Origin of the sequence: Pseudomonas sp. B37(2017) (assembly GCF_002112885.1) — a bacterium.
Taxonomy (GTDB): Bacteria; Pseudomonadota; Gammaproteobacteria; order Pseudomonadales; family Pseudomonadaceae; genus Aquipseudomonas; species Aquipseudomonas paraglycinae.
The window spans coordinates 522434-544142 of the sequence record NZ_NEIX01000001.1; the positions used below are offsets into that span (position 1 = coordinate 522434).

The window sequence follows — 21709 nt, forward strand, 5'->3', positions numbered from 1 at the left end:
CATGCACCTGCTCAGGACCCAGCCCGGCGGTTTCGTGTCGGATGACAACATTGCCGACCTTGGACAAACCCCCGCCGAGCTGGTGATCCTGTGCAGCGGTGATTCCAGCCTCGCGCTGCTCGCCGAAGCGGCGCAGCAACTGCCCGAGGATTACCCGAGCGTGCGGCTGGCCAACCCGATGCAGGTGCAGAACCATGCGTCGGTCGACCTGTACGTCGATGAAGTGCTGCGTCACGCCAAGGTCATTCTGATTTCGCTGCACGGCGGCATCGCGTATTGGCGTTATGGCGTCGAGCGGCTGGTCGAGCTGTCCGAGCGTGGCGTGCAGGTGATTCTGGTGCCGGGCGATGACCGGCCCGACCCGGAACTCAGTGACTTGAGCACCGTGGGCGTCGAGGATCGCGACCGGCTCTGGCAGTTCTTACGTCAGGGTGGCATGGGCAATGCGCTGGACTTTTTCCGTTGCCTGGCCAATCGCTGGCTGGCGCGGGATTACGTGTGGGGCGAGCCGCAGACGCTGCCGCGCACGGCGATTTACCACCCGAATAAAAACACCGCCGCACTGAGTGACTGGCAAGCCGACTGGCTGCCCGGTCAACCGGTCGCGGCGGTGTTGTTTTATCGCTCGCATTTGCAAGCGGCGAACACGGCGTTTATCGACGTGTTCTGCCAACGGCTTCAGGCTGCCGGACTCAATCCGCTGCCGATCGCCGTGGCCAGTTTGAAAGAGCCCGGCTGCCTGTCGGTGGTCGAGGACTGGCTGGATGAGGTCGAGGCCTCGGTGATTCTGAACACCACCGGTTTCGCCCAGTCCAGCCCCGAAGCGCCACATCTGCGGCCGTTCCGTCGCAATATTCCGGTGATCCAGGCGATCTGCGCCCAGGACAACGAACCCGGCTGGCGCGAGAGCGAGCAGGGCCTCGGTCCGCGGGATCTGGCGATGCACATCGCCTTGCCTGAGCTGGACGGACGAATCATCAGCCGGCCGATCAGCTTCAAGGATCTGGCCTGGCGCAGCGAGCGCAGTCAGTCCGACGTGGTGTGTTATCGGGCCCAGCCCGAGCGCATGGATTTCGTCGCCGAACTGGCGCGGCGCTGGGTCGATCTGGCGCGGGTGCCGAACGCTGAAAAGCGCATCGCGTTGATCCTCGCCAACTACCCCACCCGGGACGGGCGCATCGGCAACGGCGTCGGCCTCGACACGCCGGCTGCCGCGCTGAATATCCTGCGAGCGTTGCAGGCTGAAGGTTATCCGTTGCCGGCCGAACTGCCGGACAGCGGCACCGAACTGATCCAGCAATTGCTCGGCGGTGTCAGCAACGATCTCGATACGCTCGATCAGCGCCCGTGCCAGCAGAGCCTGGCGATGGACGATTACCTGACGATGTTCAATGCGCTGTCAGAAGCCAATCGCGCAGCGGTGCTGGAGCGCTGGGGTTCGCCGCAAAACGATCCGATGTGCCGTGACGGGCGAATGATGATCGCCGGCCTGCGGTTTGGCCTGACCTTCGTCGGGATTCAACCGGCGCGGGGTTATCAGGTCGATCCGAGCGCGGTGTATCACGACCCCGATCTGGTGCCGCCGCACGCGTACCTCGCGTTCTATTTCTGGCTGCGCCAGACCTACGGCGCCCACGGCGTGATCCACGTCGGCAAGCACGGCAATCTCGAATGGCTGCCGGGCAAAGGTGTGGGTCTGTCGGAGAACTGCTGGCCGGACGCGCTGCTCGGGCCGCTGCCGAACATCTACCCGTTTATCGTCAACGATCCGGGTGAGGGCGCTCAGGCCAAACGTCGCACCCAGGCGGTGATCATCGACCACCTGATGCCGCCGCTGACCCGCGCCGAGACCTATGGTCCGCTGCGCAATCTGGAACTGTTGGCGGACGAGTATTACGAAGCTCAGTTGCTCGATCCGCGCCGCGCCCGGGAGTTGCAGCGCGACATCCTCCAGTTAGTGCGTGACACGCAGATCGATCGCGAATTGCAGCTGGATGCCGCCCTCGACAGCGATGCCGATGCGGCGATCTGGTTGCCGCGTCTGGATACTTATCTGTGTGATCTGAAGGAATCGCAGATCCGCGATGGCCTGCACATCTTTGGAGAGTCGCCGAGTGGTCGGCTGCGCATCGACACCTTGCTGGCGTTGCTGCGGATTCCGCGTGGCGACGGCAAAGGTGCGCAGTCGAGTTTGTTGCGGGCGTTGGCGAAAGCGTTTCAGTTGGGATTCGATCCATTGGATTGCGCATTGGCTGATCCTTGGACTGGCCCGCGTCCCGAAGAGCTGCAGACGGTTAGCGGAGAAGTCTGGCGCACCGCAGGGGATACGCGTGAACGTCTGGAGCTGTTCGCCACCCAACTGATCTCCCAGTCACTGCCATCCCCCTGTGGGAGCGAGCCTGCTCGCGATAGCGGTGTGTCATTCAAAACGGAATGGCCTGACCTGACGCCATCGCGAGCAGGCTCGCTCCCACAGGAGCCGCGCTGGGTTGAAGTCAGTGCAATCCTCGACAACCTGCGAGAAGTAATCGCCCCACGCCTCGACGCCTGCGGCCCGGCCGAAATGCGCGGCTTGCTCGACGCGTTGGGCGGCCGTTTCGTACCGGCCGGCCCGAGCGGCGCTCCAAGTCGCGGCCGCCTCGACGTGCTACCCACCGGGCGCAATTTCTATTCGGTCGACGTGCGCAATCTGCCGACCACCACGGCATGGCGCATCGGCTTCCAGTCGGCAACCCTGATTCTCGAGCGACACCTGCAGGATCACGGCGATCACCTGCGCCAGCTCGGCCTGTCGGTCTGGGGCACCGCGACCATGCGCACCGGCGGCGATGACATCGCCCAGGCCATGGCGCTGATGGGCGTGCGTCCGGTGTGGGCCACCGGCAGTCAGCGGGTCGATGATTTCGAGATTCTGCCGCTGAGCCTGCTCGACCGGCCTCGGGTGGATGTCACGCTGCGGGTCTCCGGATTTTTCCGCGATGCGTTCGCCAATCTGATCCGCCTGTTCGACGCCGCCGTACAAGCCGTGGCGGAGCTCGACGAGCCGGACGATCTGAATCCACTGGCCGCCAAAGTGCGTGCCGAGCGTGAGGCGCTGCGCCAGTCCGGGCTGGATGAAGAGGCTGCCCGACGTCAGGCTGGCTGGCGGATTTTCGGCGCCAAGCCCGGTGCCTATGGCGCGGGCGTGCAGGGCGCCATCGATGGTCGCCTGTGGCAATCCCGAGAAGATCTGGCCGAGGTCTACCTGAACTGGGGCGCCTACGCTTACGGCGGTTCCGATGAGGGCACCGCCGCCCGCGAGCAATTCGTCCAGCGCCTGAGCCAGGTGCAGGCGGTGCTGCAAAACCAGGACAACCGCGAGCATGACCTGCTCGATTCCAACGATTATTACCAGTTCCAGGGCGGCATGCTCGCCGCCGTGGAAAGCCTGCGCGGCGAAGCAGCGGCCAGTTACCACGGCGATCACAGTCAGCCGGATTTGCCGAAAATCCGCACCTTGAAGGAAGAGCTGAACCGTGTCATCCGCTCAAGGGCGGCGAATCCGAAATGGATCGACGGGGTCAAGCGCCACGGCTATAAAGGCGCGTTCGAACTGGCGGCGACAGTCGATAACCTGTTTGCCTTCGACGCCACCACGCAACTGATCGACGATCACCAGTACGCCTTGCTGGCCGATGCGTATCTGCTGGACCCGGCGACCCGCGACTTTGTGCGCGAGCATAATCCCCACGCCTTGCGCGACATGACCGAACGCATGCTCGAAGCGCAGCAGCGCGGGATGTGGCAGGAACCGGGCGCCTACAAAGAAGCCCTGGAAAACCTGCTGCTGGACATAGAAGAAGAGAGCTGAGACTGAACATGACCGACACCCCGCATTTCCCGCTCTCCGCCGTGGTCGGCGCCGATGACCTGAAACTGGCGCTGTACCTGACGGCCATTGATCCGAAGATCGGCGGCGTGCTGATCGAGGGCCCGCGCGGTATGGCCAAGTCGACGCTGGCCCGGGGTCTGGCGGATCTGTTGGCCAGCGGTCAGTTCGTCACCTTGCCGTTGGGCGCGACTGAAGAACGGCTGGTCGGCACGCTGGATCTGGACGCGGCATTGAGCGATGGGCGCGCGCAGTTTTCTCCGGGTGTGCTGGCCAAGGCTGACGGCGGCGTGTTGTACGTCGATGAAGTGAATCTGTTGCCGGATCATCTGGTGGATCTGCTGCTGGATGTGGCTGCCAGTGGCACCAACCTGATCGAGCGTGACGGGATTTCCCATCGGCATTCGGCGAAGTTCGTATTGATCGGCACGATGAACCCGGAAGAGGGTGAGTTGCGTCCGCAATTGCTGGATCGGTTCGGCCTCAACGTCGCCCTGAGCGGTCATACGGCGCCGGCCGAGCGCGGGCAGATCATTCGTCGTCGGCTGGATTTCGACAGCGATCCGCAGGCGTTCTGTGCGCAGTGGGAGGCTGAGCAGCAAGCTCTGCGTCAGCGCTGCGAGAACGCCCGCAAGGTTTTACCGGGTATCCCGCTGGATGACGCGGCGTTGGCGCAGATCACCGAGCGCTGCTTCGCGGCAGGCGTCGACGGTTTGCGCGCCGATCTGGTCTGGCTGCGTGCGGCGCGGGCTCATGCGGCGTGGCGTGGCGCGGAAGCCATCGCCGAGCAGGACATCGATGCTGTGGCTGAGTTTGCACTGCGCCATCGTCGCCGCGAACAGTCTTCGACCAGCTCGCAGCCACCGGCGCAATCGCCGTCCGGCACTAACGCCGAACCGAGCGAAGGGCAGGGGCAGTGGGGTGAAATGCCGGCGCCGGCACTCGCCACCGGTGTCCGCCGCGAAGTGCCCGTCTGGCCAAAAAAGCCTTAGGCATTCGCCCCCGATCCGACGCGGGGGCGAATGCCAGACCCCGCGCCGGACGCCTCGATAACGGCCGCCAGGGCAAGCGTCACGCGGCTCGCAGTGGCTCGGTGAACTGGCCCGGAACCTTGCTCAATGGCCGTCCGAAAACCCGGGCGGATCTACTGTTTCAACTGCGTACCCGCACGCCCCATGAACTGTGGCTGGTGATCGTCGACGCCTCCGCTTCGACCCGTCGCCATCAGGCATTGAGCGATGCCAAGGGCGTGCTCGCGCAACTGTTCGACGACGCTTACCGGCAGCGCGCGCGCCTGGCGTTGTTGACTGCGAGCGGCGCGGCGCCGAAATGGCAGGTGCAAGGGTTGAAGGCCTCCAGCGGTTTGCGCGCGTGGCTCGATGGATTGGGCGCGGGGGGCGGCACGCCGCTGTTGGCAGCGCTGACGGAGGCCGGGCATTGGCTGGCGGTGCGGCGCAAGCGTTTCCCCGCCGAACAGCAACGGTTGCTGGTGATCACCGATGGCCGTTTGAAAGACAGTCCGGAACTGCCAGCGCTGGCGTGTCCCGGCCTGTTGATCGATATCGAGCGCGGGCCGATTCGCCTGGGCCGCGCGAAACAATTGGCGACAGCACTGGACGCCGATTACCGGCATATCGACGAGTTGTTGTCGGTCTGAGAGCTATGCTGCAGTAAGGCTAAATCACAGGGAGTGAATCATGCGCGTACTGGTCGCCAATCCGCAGGACGATTTTCGCGTCAAGGCCTACGCCGGCACCAACGGCGTGCTGCTCGCCATGGACCTCGCCGAATCCCGCCGCAAAGGCCTGCTGGGGTTTGCCATCGAAAAGCAGCAGGGCGACAAGCCGTGGCTGTTCCTGTTCAACAGCCTGACCTTTCCCGGCAAGGTGCACACCTTCCCGCAGTTCCACGCCACGCCGAGCGACAAGGCACCGCTGCAGAAATTTCGCTGGGCCGATTACGCGGTCAATCCGGGCATGACGATCCACTATCGCGTGCACCTGGCCTATGGCACGCCGGATGCGCCGCAACTCGGTGAAGCGCTGGAACTGACAATCCGCTCCGACGACGGTCATCCCGCCAATCAGGGCCTGATCTTCAACCGTGCCGTGGCCGCCAGTCAGGCGTTTCAGCGCAAATTTCCCGATCTCGACGCACAGATCAGCGCCAACAAAAACATGCCCATCGAAGCCTGGCCCGATGCAGCGCGTCAGTGGCTGGAGAACGGTCTGCTCGGGCGCCTGCAAGGGTTTATCGAGCGTGCAGTCGACAGCCAGTGGGCGCTGGACATCGCGATCTACGAATACCAGTTGCAAGCCATCATCGACACGGTGAACGCGGCGTTCGATCGAGGTGTTCAGGTGCGTGTGCTGTATCACGCCCGGCCCGACGACGAAGACACGACGATCAACGAAGCAAGCCTTGCGAAACTGCCCGCGACCAGCAAGCGCGGGCGGGTCACTCACAACATTTTCCATAACAAGTTCATCGTCCTGAGCCACCTCGACGGAGGCGGCGAGCGCCAGCCAGAAGCCGTACTGTGCGGCAGCACCAACTTCACCGCCAACGGCGTGTACCGCCAGGCCAACGTGGTGCATGTGCTGGACGATTCGGCGGTCAGCGCGAGTTACCTGAAAACCTTCGAGCAGATCTGGGCGGAGCCGGCGGACGTCGGCGCCACGCGCGACTGGATCACCCAACACAACCCGATTAACCCGGCGCAGGCCTTGTTCGCCGGGTTTTCACCGCGTACCGGCGGCGCCGATCTGCGGGAGTTCGTCGATATCATCGAGGGGGCGAAGAAAGACCTGCTGTTCGTCACCGCATTCGCCTTGCCCGACGCGATTCTCAACGCGTTGCTCGGCCAGCCCCACGACGACATCCTGCGTTACGGCCTGCAAAACACGGTCAGCCGCATCACCGGGTTTCACGCTGACCGAACTGCCGAATTCGCCGCCACCGCGTTGCTCAACACCGGGCTGGAAGGCTGGCTGCGGGAGAACATGAAGGGCCAGAAAGGCAACCTGCTGGTGCACACCAAAGCGGTGGTCACCGACTTCACCAGCGACAGCCCGACCCTCATCAGCGGCAGCCACAACCTCAGTACCTCGGCCAGCAACGGAAATGACGAGAACTACCTGATCATTCGCGGCGACACCGATCTGGCGGACCGTTATGGCCTGGAACTGCTGCGGTTCTACGAGCATTACCGTTTTCGCTACTTCGCGAAGAAACTGGCGTTGAAGCAGGTACAGCCGTTGGCGGCGGATGACAGCTGGACCAACGACTACTACGTCGAGGACGACCTGCGCCAGTTGTCTCGCCTGCGGTTTGCCGGGCGTTAGACTTCCATCGCCTGACGGTACTGACGGGTCCGGCGGCTGAGGTACAAGCGGTCGCGGATCAGCGCCCAGAGTGCCGACACCTCGGGTTTGGGCTGGCGGCCACGGCTCAGGCGGGCCATCTGGAAGCGCACCACGGCCATGTTCGCCAGCGCGGCCAGCGGTTTGCGTTTCCAGCGGATCGGCGGCAGTTGCGGCTCACTGTTGCGGCCTTCGCGCCAGTGTTTGACCAGGTTCGGCTCGATGGCCAGCGCTGTGGCGATGCCGGCCATGGCGATGCCGCTGTCCAGCACTTGTTCGACCACGGGCAAGCGGCGGATACCGCCGGTGACCATCACCGGCATGCGCGCGACGCTGGCCAGTTCCGTGGCCATTTCCAGAAAGAACGCCTCACGGGCAAGGGTGCGTCCGTCACGCGCTTCGCCTTGCATCGCTGGCGCTTCGTAGCTGCCGCCGGACAGTTCCAGCAGGTCGATGGGTTGCTCGTTGAGCCATTCGATCACCTGACGCGCGTCGTCGGTGTCGAAGCCGCCGCGCTGGAAGTCCGCCGAATTGAGCTTTACCGCCACGCAGAACTGCGGCGACACCGCCTGGCGGATGGCCTCGATCACCGACAGCAGCAGGCGCGCGCGGTTTTCCAGCGAACCACCCCAGCGGTCGGTGCGGCGATTGGTCAGCGGCGAGAGAAACTGGCTCAGCAGATAGCCGTGGGCAGCGTGAATCTGCACGCCGGTGAATCCGGCCTTTTCGGCGAGCGCGGCGCTTTTGGCGAAACGTTGAATGACTTCTTCGATATCGTCTTCGGTCATTGGCTTGGGCTCGGCGAACAGTTTCGAGAACGAGCCCATTTCCAGTGCCACCGCCGACGGCGCCAGCGCTTGCTGGCCCATGTTGGCGAAGGTCTGACGACCGGGGTGATTGAGTTGGACCCAGACCTGCGCGCCGCCGCTGCGGGCGATTTCGGCCCATTGGTGGAAACGCTCCAGATGCCGCTCGTCTTCGAGTACCACGCCACCGGGGCCGGTCATGGCGCGGCGGTCGATCATCACGTTACCGGTCAGCAGCAACCCGGCGCCGCCGTCGGCCCAGGCCTGATACAAACGGAACAGTTCGCGCGAAGGTGCCTGGTCACGGTCCGCGAGGTTTTCTTCCATGGCGGCTTTGGCGATACGGTTGCCGACGGTCTGACCGTTGGGCAGATTCAAAATCTGGAAGGGCGACATTGCTTGACTCCTCATCAGTGATGGAGAGAGGCTAAGCTTAAAGTTAACTTTAATGTCAAGCGGGCGAATCGAGGCTGAAATGAAAATCGGTGAATTGGCGCAGCAGAGCGGGTTGAGCGCTTCGAGTATTCGTTTTTATGAGGCCCAGGGTCTGATTCCCAAAGTGGAGCGCCAGGGCAATGGCTACCGACGTTACCCGCCACAAGTGTTGCAAACCCTGAATATCATCCGCAGCGCCCAGCAGGCCGGATTTTCCCTTGAAGAGCTCAAACAGTTGTTGCCGGCCGCCGGAACCGGTGAGTTCAAGCACGATGAACTGGTGGCAGGCCTGACGCGCAAGGTCGAGCAGATCGAAGTCATGCAGCAGCATCTGGCCCAGAGCAAGGCGCGGTTGCTGGAGGTGATCGACAACATTCAATCCAAGCCCGAAGGCATGAGCTGCGGTGCAAATGCCGACCGCGTGTTGTCGACGCTTTACCCGTAAAAGTCCGGAGATGTGTGCGGCGTACAGATTTTGAAATGATTTCCAGCTGTAGGAAAAGTCATCTGAGCCTGTACGCTTCAAGGCCTTTTTTCATTCAGGATTTGCATGAACACCCTCTCGGAGCCTCCCAGTTCTATTCCAGAAACCCCGTTCCCCTCGCGCCACGGCGCGGTCTTGACGCACTCGCAACATCCAGTCTTCCGACTACCGACTATCGTTGATGGCGCAGCCTTCGAGCTTTCGCGCCGCACTTTGCCGTGTCCGGCAGCTTGAATTCACTGACGAGAGATAGAGACAGATTATGGAATGGTTAGCGGATCCCACGGCATGGCTGGGCTTGTTGACACTGATCGTGCTGGAACTGGTACTGGGTATCGACAACCTGGTGTTCATCGCGATCCTGGCGGACAAACTGCCGCCGCATCAGCGCGACCGCGCACGCATCATCGGCTTGAGCCTGGCGCTGATCATGCGTCTTGGCCTGCTGGCGAGTATTTCCTGGCTGGTTACCCTCACGGCACCGTTGTTCGAAGTGTTCGGCAAGAGCTTCTCCGGCCGTGACCTGATCATGCTGTTCGGTGGTGTGTTCCTGTTGTTCAAGGCGACCATGGAGTTGCACGAACGGCTGGAAGGCCATATCGGCGAGCGCTCGACCAACACCGCTTATGCGCTGTTCTGGCCGATCGTGGCGCAGATCGTCGTGCTCGACGCGGTGTTCTCCCTGGACGCGGTGATTACGGCCGTGGGCATGGTCGATGAACTGGCGGTGATGATGATCGCGGTGGTCGTGTCCATCGGTGTGATGATCGTTGCCAGCAAGCCGCTGACCCGCTTCGTCAACGCCCACCCTACGGTGATCATGCTGTGTCTGGGCTTCCTGATGATGATCGGTTTTGCCCTGACGGCCGAAGGCCTGGGCTTCCACATTCCGAAAGGTTATCTGTACGCCGCCATTGGTTTCTCGATCCTGATCGAAATCTTCAACCAGATCGCCCGCGCTCGTCGCAAGCGCTCGATGCAGGGCTTGCGCCCGATGCGCGAGCGCACGGCCCATGCGGTGATGCGTCTGTTGGGTGGTCGCAAACTGGCGGTGGAAGAGGTCGGCGAGGAAATTTCCGACTTGCTGGATAACGGTGAAGCGCCGAGCGCGGAGCTGTTCGACCGTCGCGAACGGGTGATGATCAGCGGTGTGCTGCAATTGGCCGAGCGACCGATCCGCGCCTTGATGACGGTACGTGCCGATGTCGATCACATTGATCTGGCCGACGACGCCGAGGCTATTCGTACGCGATTGATGCATTCGTCCTACTCGCGCTTGCCGTTGATTCGTAACGGCGCGGTGGATGAGCCACTGGGCTTTGTGCACAAGAAGGAACTGCTCAAGGAATACCTGGCCGGCAACGAGCCGAACCTTGAACACCTGGCGCGCAAGACCGTCAATCTGCTGGACAGTTATTCGATTCTCAACGCACTAGAACAAATGCGTGCGGCCTCGACCCACATTGCCTTTGTGGTCAATGAATTCGGTGATTTTGTTGGTGTATTGACCATGACCGACATTCTCGAATCGATTGCGGGTGAACTGCCGGACGCCAGCGAAATCGCCGGCCCCGACGTGGTCGAGGAGCAGGGCGGGTTCATCGTCAACGGTGCATTGAACCTGACCCGCATCCGCGAGCACACCGGTTTTCGCGCCGAGCCGACCGAGGATTACCAGACCCTCGCCGGGCTGGTGATGAGCCTGCTGGATCGCCTGCCGATGAAGGGCGATCGACTGGAACATGAAGGTTGGGGCATGACCGTGATGGCGGTCGAAGAACGTCGCGTGACGCGGGTGCTGCTGGTGCGTGAGACCTGACGGCCTCACTGATGAAAAGTGTACCGGTCCTTGCCGGTATGCTTTGACTCGTACAACGCTTCATCGGCCTTGATCAGCGCCTGATTGAGGGTGTCGCCATCTTCGACCCGGGCCAGACCGATGCTGATGGTCACCGGGTGCCGGGTCGGTTGCTCACGCACCACCCGGCACAATTCCCCGGCCAGCGCCTCGACATCCTCGCGGCGCACACCAGCCAGGTAGATCGCAAACTCCTCACCGCCCAATCGTGCGTATTCGAAGCGTGACATCACGGTTTTGATGTCCGCCGCGATGCGCTTGAGCACCTCATCGCCGATGTCGTGGCCGTACACATCATTCACTTTCTTGAAGTTGTCGATGTCGATCATCGCCAGGTAATGGTCATGCACGCGCGGCACGGCTTGCAGGGTTTTTCCGGCGCGGGTCATGAACGAGCGGCGGTTGGGGATTTCAGTGAGGGTGTCGTTGTAGGCCTGGTCCAGCAACAGCTTGGACATGATGTAGTTGTAGAGCTTGGCCTCGCGCAGCTTCAAAAACGTATAGATCGTCAACCCGCAGAGAAACACGGCGTACGCGATGGTCATCACGCCTTTGAGTTCGAACAGCCCGACTTCGGTACCAAAAAACGGATTGAGCACCAGCCAGATTACCCCTTGCGAGGTGTAGAACGACCAGCGGCTGATGGGCAGAACCGAAATGCTGTAGAGCATGCTCGAGGCGCCCAGCACCAGCCACGCGGGTTGAAAGCTCGCGGGCAGGCCGTCGATCAGCAGTCGCACGCCAAGGGTCATGGCAACGACGAACAGGATGTTCAGGATATCGAAATGGGCGGCCTTTCGCGTGAACAGCAGAATGACCGCCTGAATCGAAAACACCGTCAGAAACACCATCGATCGCCAGGTAAAACCTTGCCCGCCCAGAAAACTGACGATCAGATCGAAGACAATCCAGACACTGATGCTTGCCAGATAAATCAGCAGGCAGAATGTGTGCAGCCGCTCGAATTCATGCTGGATGAACTCGCTCCACAGCTCGGCAGGCGCGGTCTTCTTCAGGACTTCGTCTTCAATGGTTTTGTACATTGCTGCCCGGATGCCTGCGTTGGTTATCGAGGATTACCGAGCCCCACGGCCGATAGCGCAGGGAAAACACCGCGTTCTGATGGCAGCCGGTCGAGGTCGCATCCGGGTTGGCCGGTTCGGCACGGAATGGCTCGCCCTCGCGGCTGACCTGCCGGAAGGCCTCGCGCACGATCCCCACGGAGCAGGGCAGTGCACTGGCGTAACCGTTGCGCACCAGTGGTGACAAACGACCGGTGCCTGCGCCGTCCTGCCACCAGACCTGCGCACCGGCCGCCGTCAATTCGCCCAGCCATTGACCGTTGACCGCCGGGGCTAGCTTGCCGGCACTGAAGGCGCTGACATGCAGCGGTGCATCCAGCTTCGCGGCGAAGTCCTTCAACTGACGCTCAAGCGTGGCCCGTCGATCTGCTGCCAGAAAGTGCAGGTCGTCCAGTTCCAGCGGCAGATACCAGCCGCTGACCGGCAGCTTCCAGTCCTGGCGCAGCTTCTGCTGCTGAGCCAGTGACTGACCCAGTTGTGCCTGCCAGTAAGCGCCGAGGCCGGCGCTGTCCAGTTCATCGATGCGCTTGTAGTAGGCCGGGTCCATCGCCAGGCCGAGCACCAGTTGCAGACCTTGTCGTTGAGCGAGTTTCAGGCTGTTGGCGAGCCAGCCATTGGCGCCGCCGAAGTCCGAGTCGCCATAGGCCGTCCACTGCACGATCACGGTTCGCGTGCCTTGTTTCGCGGTGTCTTGCCAGACTTTCTGCCACTGCGCCTGAGTCAGGCCGGCATCGACATTCAGCGGCTGATAGAAGACATGCTCATCGGCCTTGGCGACAGTGGCACTCATCAGTAGGCACAAACACAACATCCATCGAGCCATCAGAAATTCCACTCCACGCCCAGCAGTACACCGTTGCCGCCTTCATACAGATTGCCGCCCAGCGACTGTTGATATTCGGTGCGAACCGTCAGTTTCGAGCGGTAGGCGTTGTAGCGATCCTCGTCGTACCACCATTGCCAGCGCAGACCGACACCGGTGCGCAGGTCCTGGCGCCAGTCGTTGCTCGGGTCCTGGCTGGCAAACTCGAGGAAGCCGTAAGGCATGATCGTCTGGGCTCCGCTGAACGGCAGTTTCCAGGCGTGACCTTGCTGGAAGCGCGACAGCCACTGGTGATCGCCGGCCTTGGTCCACCATGCGGCGTCGAGGTAAAGGAAACGCTCGTCCCATTCGTTTTCGTCGACCCGCCAGTCATTGCGGTATTTGCCCTGATCAAGGAACGAAGCGGTGGCGCGCAGCAGGTAGTCGGTGCTGGTGCGACCGAAGCGATCGTAGTCGTGACCCTGATCCCAGACTTTCACCGGGCTGAACAACTGTCCCAGGCGCATGCCGCCGCTGCCATCGTCGCTGACACCGGTTTGCTTGTAGATTTCCGCATACAGGTTGACGTTGGCCGTGCCCCACGGTTTGTAGCGCAGGCCGACGCCGGTAGCGAAGGTTTCGCCATAGCTGGAGCGACCTTGGCCACCGAACAACAGCCGGCCGTAAACCGACAGCGTACTGCCGGCCCGACTCGGTTCTTCACCCAGCGCGTGATCCCACATCGCGACCTGAACGTTCTGCGAGCGGGTCACCCGTTTGCTGCCTTCGCTGTCATCCGGGCGCAGAAAGTCGTTGGTTGAGACCCCGGCCGGTGACCAGGTGCTGGCAACGGTAAAGCTGTCACGTCGGGACAAGGTTTCATGGGCGCGGCGCTGGCGATAACGGCGGGCCTCCATGCTGCCGTCTTCGTCATCGGCCGCCACCGGGTTCTGCTCCAGATCGATCACCCGGCGCAGTTCCTTGCGTGCGGAGGCGCTGTCTTCGGTTTCGTCGTAGCGCCAGGCCAGGGTTTCGCCGAGGCGGTAATCCTCGGGGAAATCCCGGGTCGCCTGTTGCAGATACGGAATCGCCGTGGCGCGCTCTTCGCGGGTTTCGGCGCCGGCCAGACGCATGCCGTAGTCGGCGCGATAACGCGGATTGTTCGGCTCGCGGCGTACCGCTTCGGCCAGCCACGCGGTGCTTTGTGGCAAGTCCCCGGCCTTTTGCGCAGTGACCGATGCGGCGTAGAAGTGCCCGGCATCCGGTGCCTGTTGCAGGGCCTGCCGCTGACGTTGCAGTGCCTGGGCGTGATCACCCCGCGCGTCGGCGATGGCTGCGCCGAGGGCCCACTCATTGGCGCCGCGAGTGGTGCTTTGTTGCCAGTAGGTTTCTGCGGTCTGGCTGTCACCAACATTCAGGGCGCTGCGACTGGCTGTCAGACGCGCGTTGTCGCTGAGTTCGGCGGTCGGGATGCTGCGCCAGATCGTCAGTGCACCGGCAGAATCACCGGCCGCTTCCAGGGCATAGGCCAGCGGCAGACGACTGCCGCGATCACCGAGTTTTTCAGCCTGCTGGTAATAGACGACGGCTTCACCCGGGCGATCAGGCATGGCGCAGCGACCAAGCGCGCGGAAATGGCCCGCCGCTTGCGGGTCGCTGCCGATGGCTTGCTGCACGGCGTCGCACTGGCCGGTCTCCGCGAGTTGCGCGAGCAGTTGGCCGCGCGTGGCGCCGTCCACCCGGTTGAGCAGCAGCGCCATGCGCCGCTGTTGCTCTGGTGTCGTTGATGACGCAGCGGCATACAAACCGGCGAGGCGCTGCAACGCCGTCGCTGGCAAACGCCCGTCATGGCGATCGAACGCAGATTCCAGCAACTGTTGAGCGTGCGCGTGATCGCCGGCATTTACCGCCAGGTAAGTGGCCTGATTCAGCGAGGAAAGATTGCCTGTTTGCCGGTAATGCAGTTCCCACAGGGTTTGCGCTTCAATCATCCGTCCCATGCGCTGCGTCAGCTCCGCCCGGCGCTTGACGATATCGGGCGTCTGCTTCTGACCGGCCAGCCAGGCGTTGACCTCGGCGCTGCGACCTTGCTTTTGCCAGATGTCGAGCACCTGCGTTTGCCGACGGCTATCCCAAGGCTCCGGTAGACGGGTGCTTTGCAATAGATCCGTGGCTTGCAGGCGCTGGGCGAGTACCAGCCAGGTCTGAGGATCGTCCGTCGGTGTACAGTTGCGCAGTTGCTTGAGCGCCGCTTCCGGATCCTGGCGTGATAGCCATTCGGCGGTTTCCAGGCACGGACGTTGCAGGTCGTTGCTCAGACGCTGCACGGTGGGCACGTCTTCGGTCTTGCGTGCCAGTTCCCACAGCCGCTGACGCTGCGCCGGATCGGCGAGATCGCTGGCCGGCAGCGACTGCATCCAGCGTTGGGCCTGCTGCTCGTGGCCCATGGCGATGGCGCGATCGACCATCGCCAGGCGAATGTTGCGCGCGGCCTCGGGACTCGGCGCCTGTTGCAGCAGTTGCTGCAGCGGCTTTTCATCGAGGCGTTGCACATACGCGTTGGCCAGCCGTTGCCAGCCTTCGGCGTCCAGTTGTTTGCGTGCGGCCAGCGGCGCCAGTTGGTCGATGCTGCCGCTCCAGTCGCGCAGTTGCTCCGACCAGTTGGCGCGGGCCAGGCGCAGGATATTGTCGTCACCCTTGGGCGCCAGTTGTGCCAGCCAGTCATGGGCCTTGGCCGCGCCGCCGAACTTGGCCAGGCTCAGGCTGTAGGCCTGCCAAAGGCGCACGCGGTCATTCAGACTGCTGGTGGCCATCCAGCTTTCAACTTGTGTGCTGGTCGGCGGGTCCTGTTCGATCCAGGTCAGGCGCAGGTCGAGCAGGGCGTCGCTGTTGTCCGGCAACGCTTGCAGCGCTTCCTTGTAACGGCGTTGCTTGGCCAGGGACTCCACCAGCAATGCCCGGGCCTCGTCGTTCTTAGGAACCTTTTCCAGCAAGTGGCGCATCAGTCGTTCGACTTCCTTCCAGTTGCCCTTTTTCGCCTCGCGATAGCTGCGGTCCATGTAGGGATAGCTGCGGAACTGTTCAAAGTCGCTCAGCGGTGCCGCTTGCAGCGGATACGCGGTGCTCAGGCCCAGCAACAGGCTGCCCATCAGCAGGGTTTGACGATGCACAGGCTTCATGCGACCTCCCGGACGATGCGGTAGGCGGCTTGCTGTTCGCTGGCCTGATCGGCGAGCGCCTGTTCCAGTACTTCCTGGGTGATCATCCCCCGGGAAATCAAATGCTCGCCGAGTGACATGTTCTCGGCATCGAAGTCGATCAGCGCCTGATTGAACAGGGTTGGCGGCACCATGCCGCGCACCTGCAACAGATTGCCCAGCAGCACCTGATGGCGGCTGACCCGTTCCAGCAAGGCTTCATCGTCCTGATGGCGCTCAAGCACTTCGAGCATATGACGCACTTCCTCATTCTGGCGGGGGCTGGCGTACCAGTAACGAATCCCCAATGTGACGCGGCCCTGAGGTGCGAGACGGCTGCGCACCGGGCGTTTCAATTGACGGCTGATGGCGCCCAGCGAGACCTGGCTGACCGGGCCTTCGGAGGCCAGAATCAGGGTGTCGCCTTCTTCGGCCACCGGCAAAATGCCGTAGTGGGAGGCGACCCGGCGCGGTACGGCATCGATCAGGCGTTTGTCGAGCTTGAACGGATTGAGCGGCGCCCATTCCAGATCCAGTTGCTCGGCGAGGGTTTGAACCAGCTGAGTGCTGTCGATGTACTCACGCAGCAACAGTTCGCGGCCGAGTCGACGGCGCACGGGGCTGGTGATCGCCGCTTCCAGCTGTTCTTCGGTAAGCAGGCCTTTTTCCACCAGTCGATGGCCGAGCGGAGTACGTTGCGCCTTGGTCAGCGCCGGGAATTCGTGGGTAGTCTTGTCCCAGGCCACGCGTCGTGAATCGCCCATTTCCATGACCTGACGCAGGGCACGCAGGTTGGCGAAGAAGTTGACGAAGTTGCTCCACATCATGCGCGGCGCCGACAGTAGACCTTCAACCAATCCGTAGTAACGAGTGACGAACCAGCCGCGCTGGAACAGGCGATTGAGCAGCATCAGGCCGTTGAGCCACAGCAGCACCGAGAGCAGCGAGCTGTCGGCGAGGATCGAGGGATAGCGCCACGAGTCCGGGGAAATGATCGTCACCGCCCACATCGCCAGCAGCACCAGGAACAGCAGGTTCACCAGAAAGCTCAGCAGGTAGGCGATCAGCCCGCGACGGTCGCGCCACAGGAAGTAGTTGAGCAGACCCTTGCGGCTCCAGCCGAGGTTCTTGGTGCCCTGGAACACGATGCCGACAATCCACCGCGATTTCTGCCGAATTGCGTGTTGCAAGTCGCGGGGAAAGTGCTCGCGCACGCAGATCACCTGGGAGAATTCGCGGTTCATGCCGAACACCCAGGGTTGCTCCAGCGCCAGTTTCGGATCGCTGACCGAATAACGGGCGAAGATGCATTTCATGCCTTTCTGCTTGAGGCGGAAACCGATGTCGTAGTCCTCGGTGAGACTCTGCACATCGAAGGCAATGCCGTCGCCGTCTTCCAGCAGGGCGCTGATGGCTTTACGGCTGAAGCAAGTGCCAACGCCGGCGCTGGGCACCTGGCCGGTGAGGGCTTCGCGGACGATGACGTCCTTGCCGTGGTTCTCGGCGAACTCGTCGACGTAGTGCCCGGCGGTGAAGCCTTTCCACTCCGGCGCGTAGGGGTAGACCGGAATCTGGATCAGGTCCTTGTTGGGCAACAGGTAGTTGTAGAGGCGCAATTCCATCGGCGAAATCACGTCTTCGGCGTCGTGCAGGATGAACCCGGCGAACTGGATTTTCGCCTCGCTCTCGAAGCGCAGGATCGCGTCGATGATGTTGTTCAGGCAGTCGGCCTTGCTGGTCGGGCCAGGGCGGGCGCACACCACTTTGTGCACGTTGGGGTAGTGCTGGCAAACCGCGTCGACATCAGCTTGGGTTTCGGCGTCGTTGGGGTAGGTGCCGACGAAAATCTGATAGTTCTCGTAGTCGATGGTCGAGGCGGCCAGACGCGCCATTTCGCCAACCACGCCGACCTCGTTCCACGCCGGCACCATGATTGCCAGCGGCTTCTCGGGAATCGAATACAGACGCTCCTCGTCGGCACGCTTGAATTTCTCGTAGATCCGCCAGCGCCGGATGAACTTGCGGCTCCAGTAGACGAGGTCGATGAACAGGTCATCGAGCCCGAGGATGAACATCAGCAGGGCGAGGGCAATCGCCACATATTTGAGACCGAACAGCACATACGCGAAGAAATCGACCCAACCCAGACTCATACCCCTTTACCCGCCGCCGAGCGTGCGCTCAGCCAGGCGTGGAGGCGGGTGGCGATCAGTTCGCTGGCGTGACCGTCGCCATAGGGGAAGTGCACGCGGCTCATGCGCGCGTAGGTGTCCGGGTCGTCCAGCAGTTGGCGGGCTTCCTTGACGATGCGCGCCTTGTCGGTGCCCACCAGCAGCATGGTGCCGCTCTCGAGCACGGAAGGCCGTTCGGTGACGTCGCGCAGTACCAGCAGCGGTTTGCCGATCGCCGGGGCTTCCTCCTGGACGCCGCCGGAGTCAGTCAGGATGAAGTGCGCGCGGCCCATCAGCCAGACGAAATTCGGATAGTCCTGCGGTGGCACCAGATAGATGTTCGGTTTGTCGGCCAGCATGCCGTACACCACCTCCTGCACCAGCGGATTGAGGTGCACCGGATAAACGAATTGCACGTCCGGGTATTGCTCGGCAAGTTCGGCCAGGGCCTGGCAGATATTGCGGAAACCGTCGCCGAGGTTTTCCCGTCGATGGCTGGTGACCAGAATCATCCGGCGCTGGTCATCCAGCGCCGCGAGGGGCGAATCGGCAGGCGGATGCCAATCGATCTCCTGCTGGTGCTTGCGCATCCACAGCAAGGCATCGATCACGGTGTTGCCGGTGATTTCAATGTTGTCTTCGGGTACGCCTTCGCGCAGCAGATTGGCGGCGGACTTGGAGGTCGGCGGGAAATGCAGGTCGGTAATCACGCCGGTCAGGCGTCGATTTGCTTCCTCGGGCCAGGGCGCCCGCAGGTTGCCGGTACGCAAACCGGCTTCGACATGACCAATGGGCAACTGGCGATTGAAGGCGGCGAGGGCGGCGATGAAACTGGTGGTGGTATCGCCGTGAACCAGCACGATGTCCGGTTTGACCCGCTCGTAGGCCTGATCGAGCTGGGCGAGCAGATGCTGCGACAGACCGTTCAGGGTCTGGCCCTGGGTCATGACTTGCAGGTCTTCGTCGACCGTCAGTTCGAATGCATCCAGCACCTGGGTGAGCATCTCGCGATGCTGGCCGGTGGAGCAGATGTTGAGTGTGATGTCGGGCCACTGACGCAGAACCCGGGCCAGCGGGGCCATTTTGATGGCCTCCGGGCGAGTACCGAAAACCATCATGACATTAAAGGACATTGACCCCTCCTGGGACGAAGCAAGGCTGCGACCAGAGGGCCGGCAGCACTTGTCTCTTTCTGAGAAACAAAGAAAAGCAGCCGGATGGGAGCTTGTCCAATCCGGCCTCGAGGCTAGTTGTTACAGATCAATTGGAACGACGGTGCCATTACCTGATGGCTCTTAGGTGGCACTTTCAGGAAAAGTTCAATCGTTTTGCGCGGGGGATGGTGCAGAGGGTGCTGAGGGTGTGGCGAAGCCAGTTCAGGTCATGGGTCGGTTTGCGCGGTGCAACACAGTGTCTGGTTTTGCCAAGGAATTGGGTGAAGTCCTGCAGGAGGGATTCTTCCGAACCGATGCCTTTCAGTTTTTTAACCAGAACGCCTTCCTTGTAGAACAACACCGTCGGCGTGCCCGAGACCTCCGGATTCCGACAACACTGTGCTGTATCGAGCATGAAGATATCCATCCAGGGCCGAAAGGGCTTGGCTATCTCGAGAAAAACGGGGCTGGAAAACACGCAGGCACCGCAGTGCTCGTTGAAGAAATACAGGACGACAAGACGCCTGGCTTTCAAGACTTTCCGGTACGTCGGGGGCAACGCTGAATATCGAGTCGGTGTCGTCATTGGAGCCTCCTTTATTCGATGTGCGGGACAGTGCGACGTTAGGGGCGCTGCGACCGTTACCGCAACTGTCAGAGTTGACAGGTGCAGCCCGCGCCCAATCGTGCATCGCGCACCAGAATGTGGCCCGGCTACCCGCCATGTGTGGCGCAAAGTAGCGAGGCGCGGAATCACTTTTGGTTACACCGATCCGCGGGTTACCTCCATCTCTTTGATTCAAAACAAATTTCAATCCATTGCAGATTCCCCGCGAATCCTGTGGCACACTTTCTGCTGTCTATTCCGTAGTAACAAACCGTGTTCCGGTATAGCGGAATAAACAATCCTCTGGAGTGCTTGCCATGCATCGCCGACCTTCCTTGTTCAAAGCGTGTGTTTTTGTTCTCGCGGCTTCGTCCGCTGTCATGGGTATGGCCCAGGCGGCCGACAGCAAGCTCGACAGCGTCCTGGCTCGTGGAAAGCTGATTGTGGGCACCGGCAGCACCAATGCGCCGTGGCACTTCCAGGGCGCGGACGGCAAGTTGCAGGGCTTTGATATCGACATCGCGCGGATCGTGGCCAAAGGTCTGTTCAATGATCCGAGCAAGGTCGAGTTCGTGGTGCAGTCGTCCGATGCGCGGATTCCCAACCTGCTGACCGACAAGGTCGACATGAGCTGCCAGTTCATCACCGTCACCGCCAGCCGTGCACAGCAAGTGGCGTTCACCCTGCCGTACTACCGCGAAGGCGTCGGCCTGCTGCTGCCGAACAACAGCAAGTACAAGGAAATCGAAGACCTGCAGGCCGGTGGTGACGGCGTGACCGTCGCGGTGCTGCAGAACGTGTACGCCGAGGAGCTGGTGCATCAGGCGCTGCCCAAGGCCAAGGTCGATCAGTACGACAGCGTCGATCTGATGTATCAGGCCGTGAACTCGGGCCGTGCCGACGCCGCCGCCACCGACCAGTCTTCGGTCAAATACCTGATGGTGCAGAACCCTGGCCGCTATCGCAGCCCGACGTACGCCTGGAGCCCGCAGACCTACGCGTGCGCCGTCAAACGTGGCGATCAGGACTGGCTGAACTTCGTCAACACTGCGCTGCATGAGGCCATGACCGGCGTGGAGTTCCCGACCTACGCCGCGTCGTTCAAGCAATGGTTCGGTGTCGATCTGCCATCGCCCGCCATCGGTTTCCCTGTCGAATTCAAATGATCCCGTGAGAGTGGGGCGCCTTGATGCGCCCCGCTCAAGGTACTGCCGACCATGAACTATCAGTTGAACTTTGCCGCCGTGTGGCGCGATTTCGACACCTTGCTGGCGGGGCTCGGTCTGGGCCTCGAACTGGCGCTGGTGTCGATCGCCATCGGCTGCGTGATCGGCCTGCTGATGGCGTTTGCCTTGCTGTCCAGGCATCGCGCCTTGCGGGTGCTGGCATCGGTGTATGTGACGGTGATCCGTAACACGCCGATTCTGGTGTTGATTCTGTTGATCTACTTTGCGTTGCCGAGCCTGGGGATCCGGCTGGACAAGATCCCGTCGTTCATCATCACCCTGTCGCTGTATGCCGGGGCGTACCTGACCGAAGTGTTCCGCGGCGGCTTGTTGAGCATCCCCAAAGGCCAGCGTGAAGCGGGGCTGGCCATTGGTCTCGGCGAGTGGCAGGTGAAAGCCTACGTCACCGTGCCGGTGATGTTGCGCAACGTGCTGCCGGCGCTGTCGAACAACTTCATTTCGCTGTTCAAGGACACCTCGCTGGCCGCCGCGATCGCGGTGCCGGAGCTGACCTATTACGCGCGCAAGATCAACGTCGAAAGCTACCGGGTGATCGAAACCTGGCTGGTGACCACGGCGTTGTATGTCGCGGCCTGTTACCTCATTGCCATGCTGCTGCGTTACCTCGAGCAGCGTCTGGCGATCCGCCGATAGGAG

General features: G+C 62.0%; 15 protein-coding genes. 8 read left to right on the forward strand and 7 right to left on the reverse strand.

Translation table 11 applies throughout. From position 1 onward, the window contains the following. Position 1 precedes the first annotated feature (1 nt). Genes cobN through CAF90_RS02455 form a run of 4 tightly spaced genes read left to right on the forward strand, consistent with a single transcriptional unit; the run spans position 2 to position 7212 of the window. Complete coding sequence (gene cobN / locus CAF90_RS02440) at positions 2-3850, forward strand: cobaltochelatase subunit CobN (RefSeq protein WP_085603253.1); 3849 nt, start codon at positions 2-4, stop codon at positions 3848-3850. Between the two features lie 8 nt (positions 3851-3858). Continuing rightward, positions 3859-4860, forward strand: coding sequence for an ATP-binding protein (locus tag CAF90_RS02445; RefSeq protein WP_085603255.1), 1002 nt, complete (start codon positions 3859-3861; stop codon positions 4858-4860). A 2-nt stretch (positions 4861-4862) separates the two neighbouring features. After that, complete coding sequence (locus CAF90_RS02450; protein ID WP_256578424.1) at positions 4863-5525, forward strand: VWA domain-containing protein; 663 nt, start codon at positions 4863-4865, stop codon at positions 5523-5525. Between the two features lie 40 nt (positions 5526-5565). After that, positions 5566-7212, forward strand: a complete 1647-nt coding sequence (locus CAF90_RS02455) for a phospholipase D-like domain-containing protein (RefSeq protein WP_085603259.1) — start codon at positions 5566-5568, stop codon at positions 7210-7212. Here CAF90_RS02455 and CAF90_RS02460 read toward each other — a convergent pair. Next, complete coding sequence (locus CAF90_RS02460) at positions 7209-8432, reverse strand: NADH:flavin oxidoreductase/NADH oxidase family protein (RefSeq protein ID WP_085603261.1); 1224 nt, start codon at positions 8430-8432, stop codon at positions 7209-7211. The two genes, CAF90_RS02455 and CAF90_RS02460, sit on opposite strands and share 4 nt — an antisense overlap. A gap of 79 nt (positions 8433-8511) precedes the next feature. On the opposite strand from CAF90_RS02460, the gene CAF90_RS02465 reads away from it, so the two are divergent. Both CAF90_RS02465 and CAF90_RS02470 read left to right on the forward strand, forming a co-directional pair. Beyond that, positions 8512-8916 (forward strand): MerR family transcriptional regulator, encoded by a 405-nt coding sequence (locus CAF90_RS02465; protein ID WP_007960263.1) that lies wholly within the window; start codon positions 8512-8514, stop codon positions 8914-8916. A 301-nt stretch (positions 8917-9217) separates the two neighbouring features. Beyond that, entirely contained in the window at positions 9218-10774 is a 1557-nt protein-coding gene (locus CAF90_RS02470) for a TerC family protein (RefSeq protein WP_085603263.1), read from the forward strand. A 5-nt stretch (positions 10775-10779) separates the two neighbouring features. On the opposite strand, the gene CAF90_RS02475 is transcribed toward CAF90_RS02470, so the two are convergent. From CAF90_RS02475 to CAF90_RS02500, 6 genes are all read right to left on the reverse strand, one after another. Further along, on the reverse strand, positions 10780-11856 hold the full coding sequence (locus tag CAF90_RS02475; protein WP_085603265.1) for a diguanylate cyclase: 1077 nt from the start codon (positions 11854-11856) through the stop codon (positions 10780-10782). Next, positions 11840-12718, reverse strand: coding sequence for a DUF4434 family protein (locus CAF90_RS02480; protein ID WP_085603267.1), 879 nt, complete (start codon positions 12716-12718; stop codon positions 11840-11842). Before CAF90_RS02480 ends, CAF90_RS02475 begins: the two co-directional genes overlap by 17 nt. Beyond that, the gene (locus tag CAF90_RS02485; protein WP_085603269.1) at positions 12718-15876 is read right to left on the reverse strand and encodes a hypothetical protein; all 3159 of its coding nucleotides are present in this window, start codon (positions 15874-15876) and stop codon (positions 12718-12720) included. Before CAF90_RS02485 ends, CAF90_RS02480 begins: the two co-directional genes overlap by 1 nt. Continuing rightward, positions 15873-18047: a cyclic di-3',5'-guanylate-activated glycosyltransferase NrfB gene (nrfB, locus tag CAF90_RS02490; RefSeq protein ID WP_085603271.1), complete on the reverse strand. Its 2175-nt coding sequence runs from the start codon at positions 18045-18047 to the stop codon at positions 15873-15875. The genes CAF90_RS02485 and nrfB overlap by 4 nt, the downstream gene beginning before the upstream one ends. After that, positions 18044-19198: a non-hydrolyzing UDP-N-acetylglucosamine 2-epimerase gene (gene wecB / locus CAF90_RS02495; RefSeq protein ID WP_085603273.1), complete on the reverse strand. Its 1155-nt coding sequence runs from the start codon at positions 19196-19198 to the stop codon at positions 18044-18046. Before wecB ends, nrfB begins: the two co-directional genes overlap by 4 nt. Before the next feature lie 175 nt (positions 19199-19373). Then, complete coding sequence (locus tag CAF90_RS02500) at positions 19374-19805, reverse strand: co-chaperone YbbN (protein ID WP_085603275.1); 432 nt, start codon at positions 19803-19805, stop codon at positions 19374-19376. A 338-nt stretch (positions 19806-20143) separates the two neighbouring features. On the opposite strand from CAF90_RS02500, the gene CAF90_RS02505 reads away from it, so the two are divergent. Both CAF90_RS02505 and CAF90_RS02510 read left to right on the forward strand, forming a co-directional pair. After that, positions 20144-20992 carry a transporter substrate-binding domain-containing protein gene (locus tag CAF90_RS02505; protein ID WP_085603277.1) on the forward strand — a complete coding sequence of 283 codons (849 nt, stop codon included), beginning with the start codon at positions 20144-20146 and terminating at the stop codon, positions 20990-20992. Between the two features lie 51 nt (positions 20993-21043). Next, entirely contained in the window at positions 21044-21706 is a 663-nt protein-coding gene (locus CAF90_RS02510; RefSeq protein ID WP_007960243.1) for an amino acid ABC transporter permease, read from the forward strand. The last annotated feature ends 3 nt before the right edge of the window (positions 21707-21709 follow it).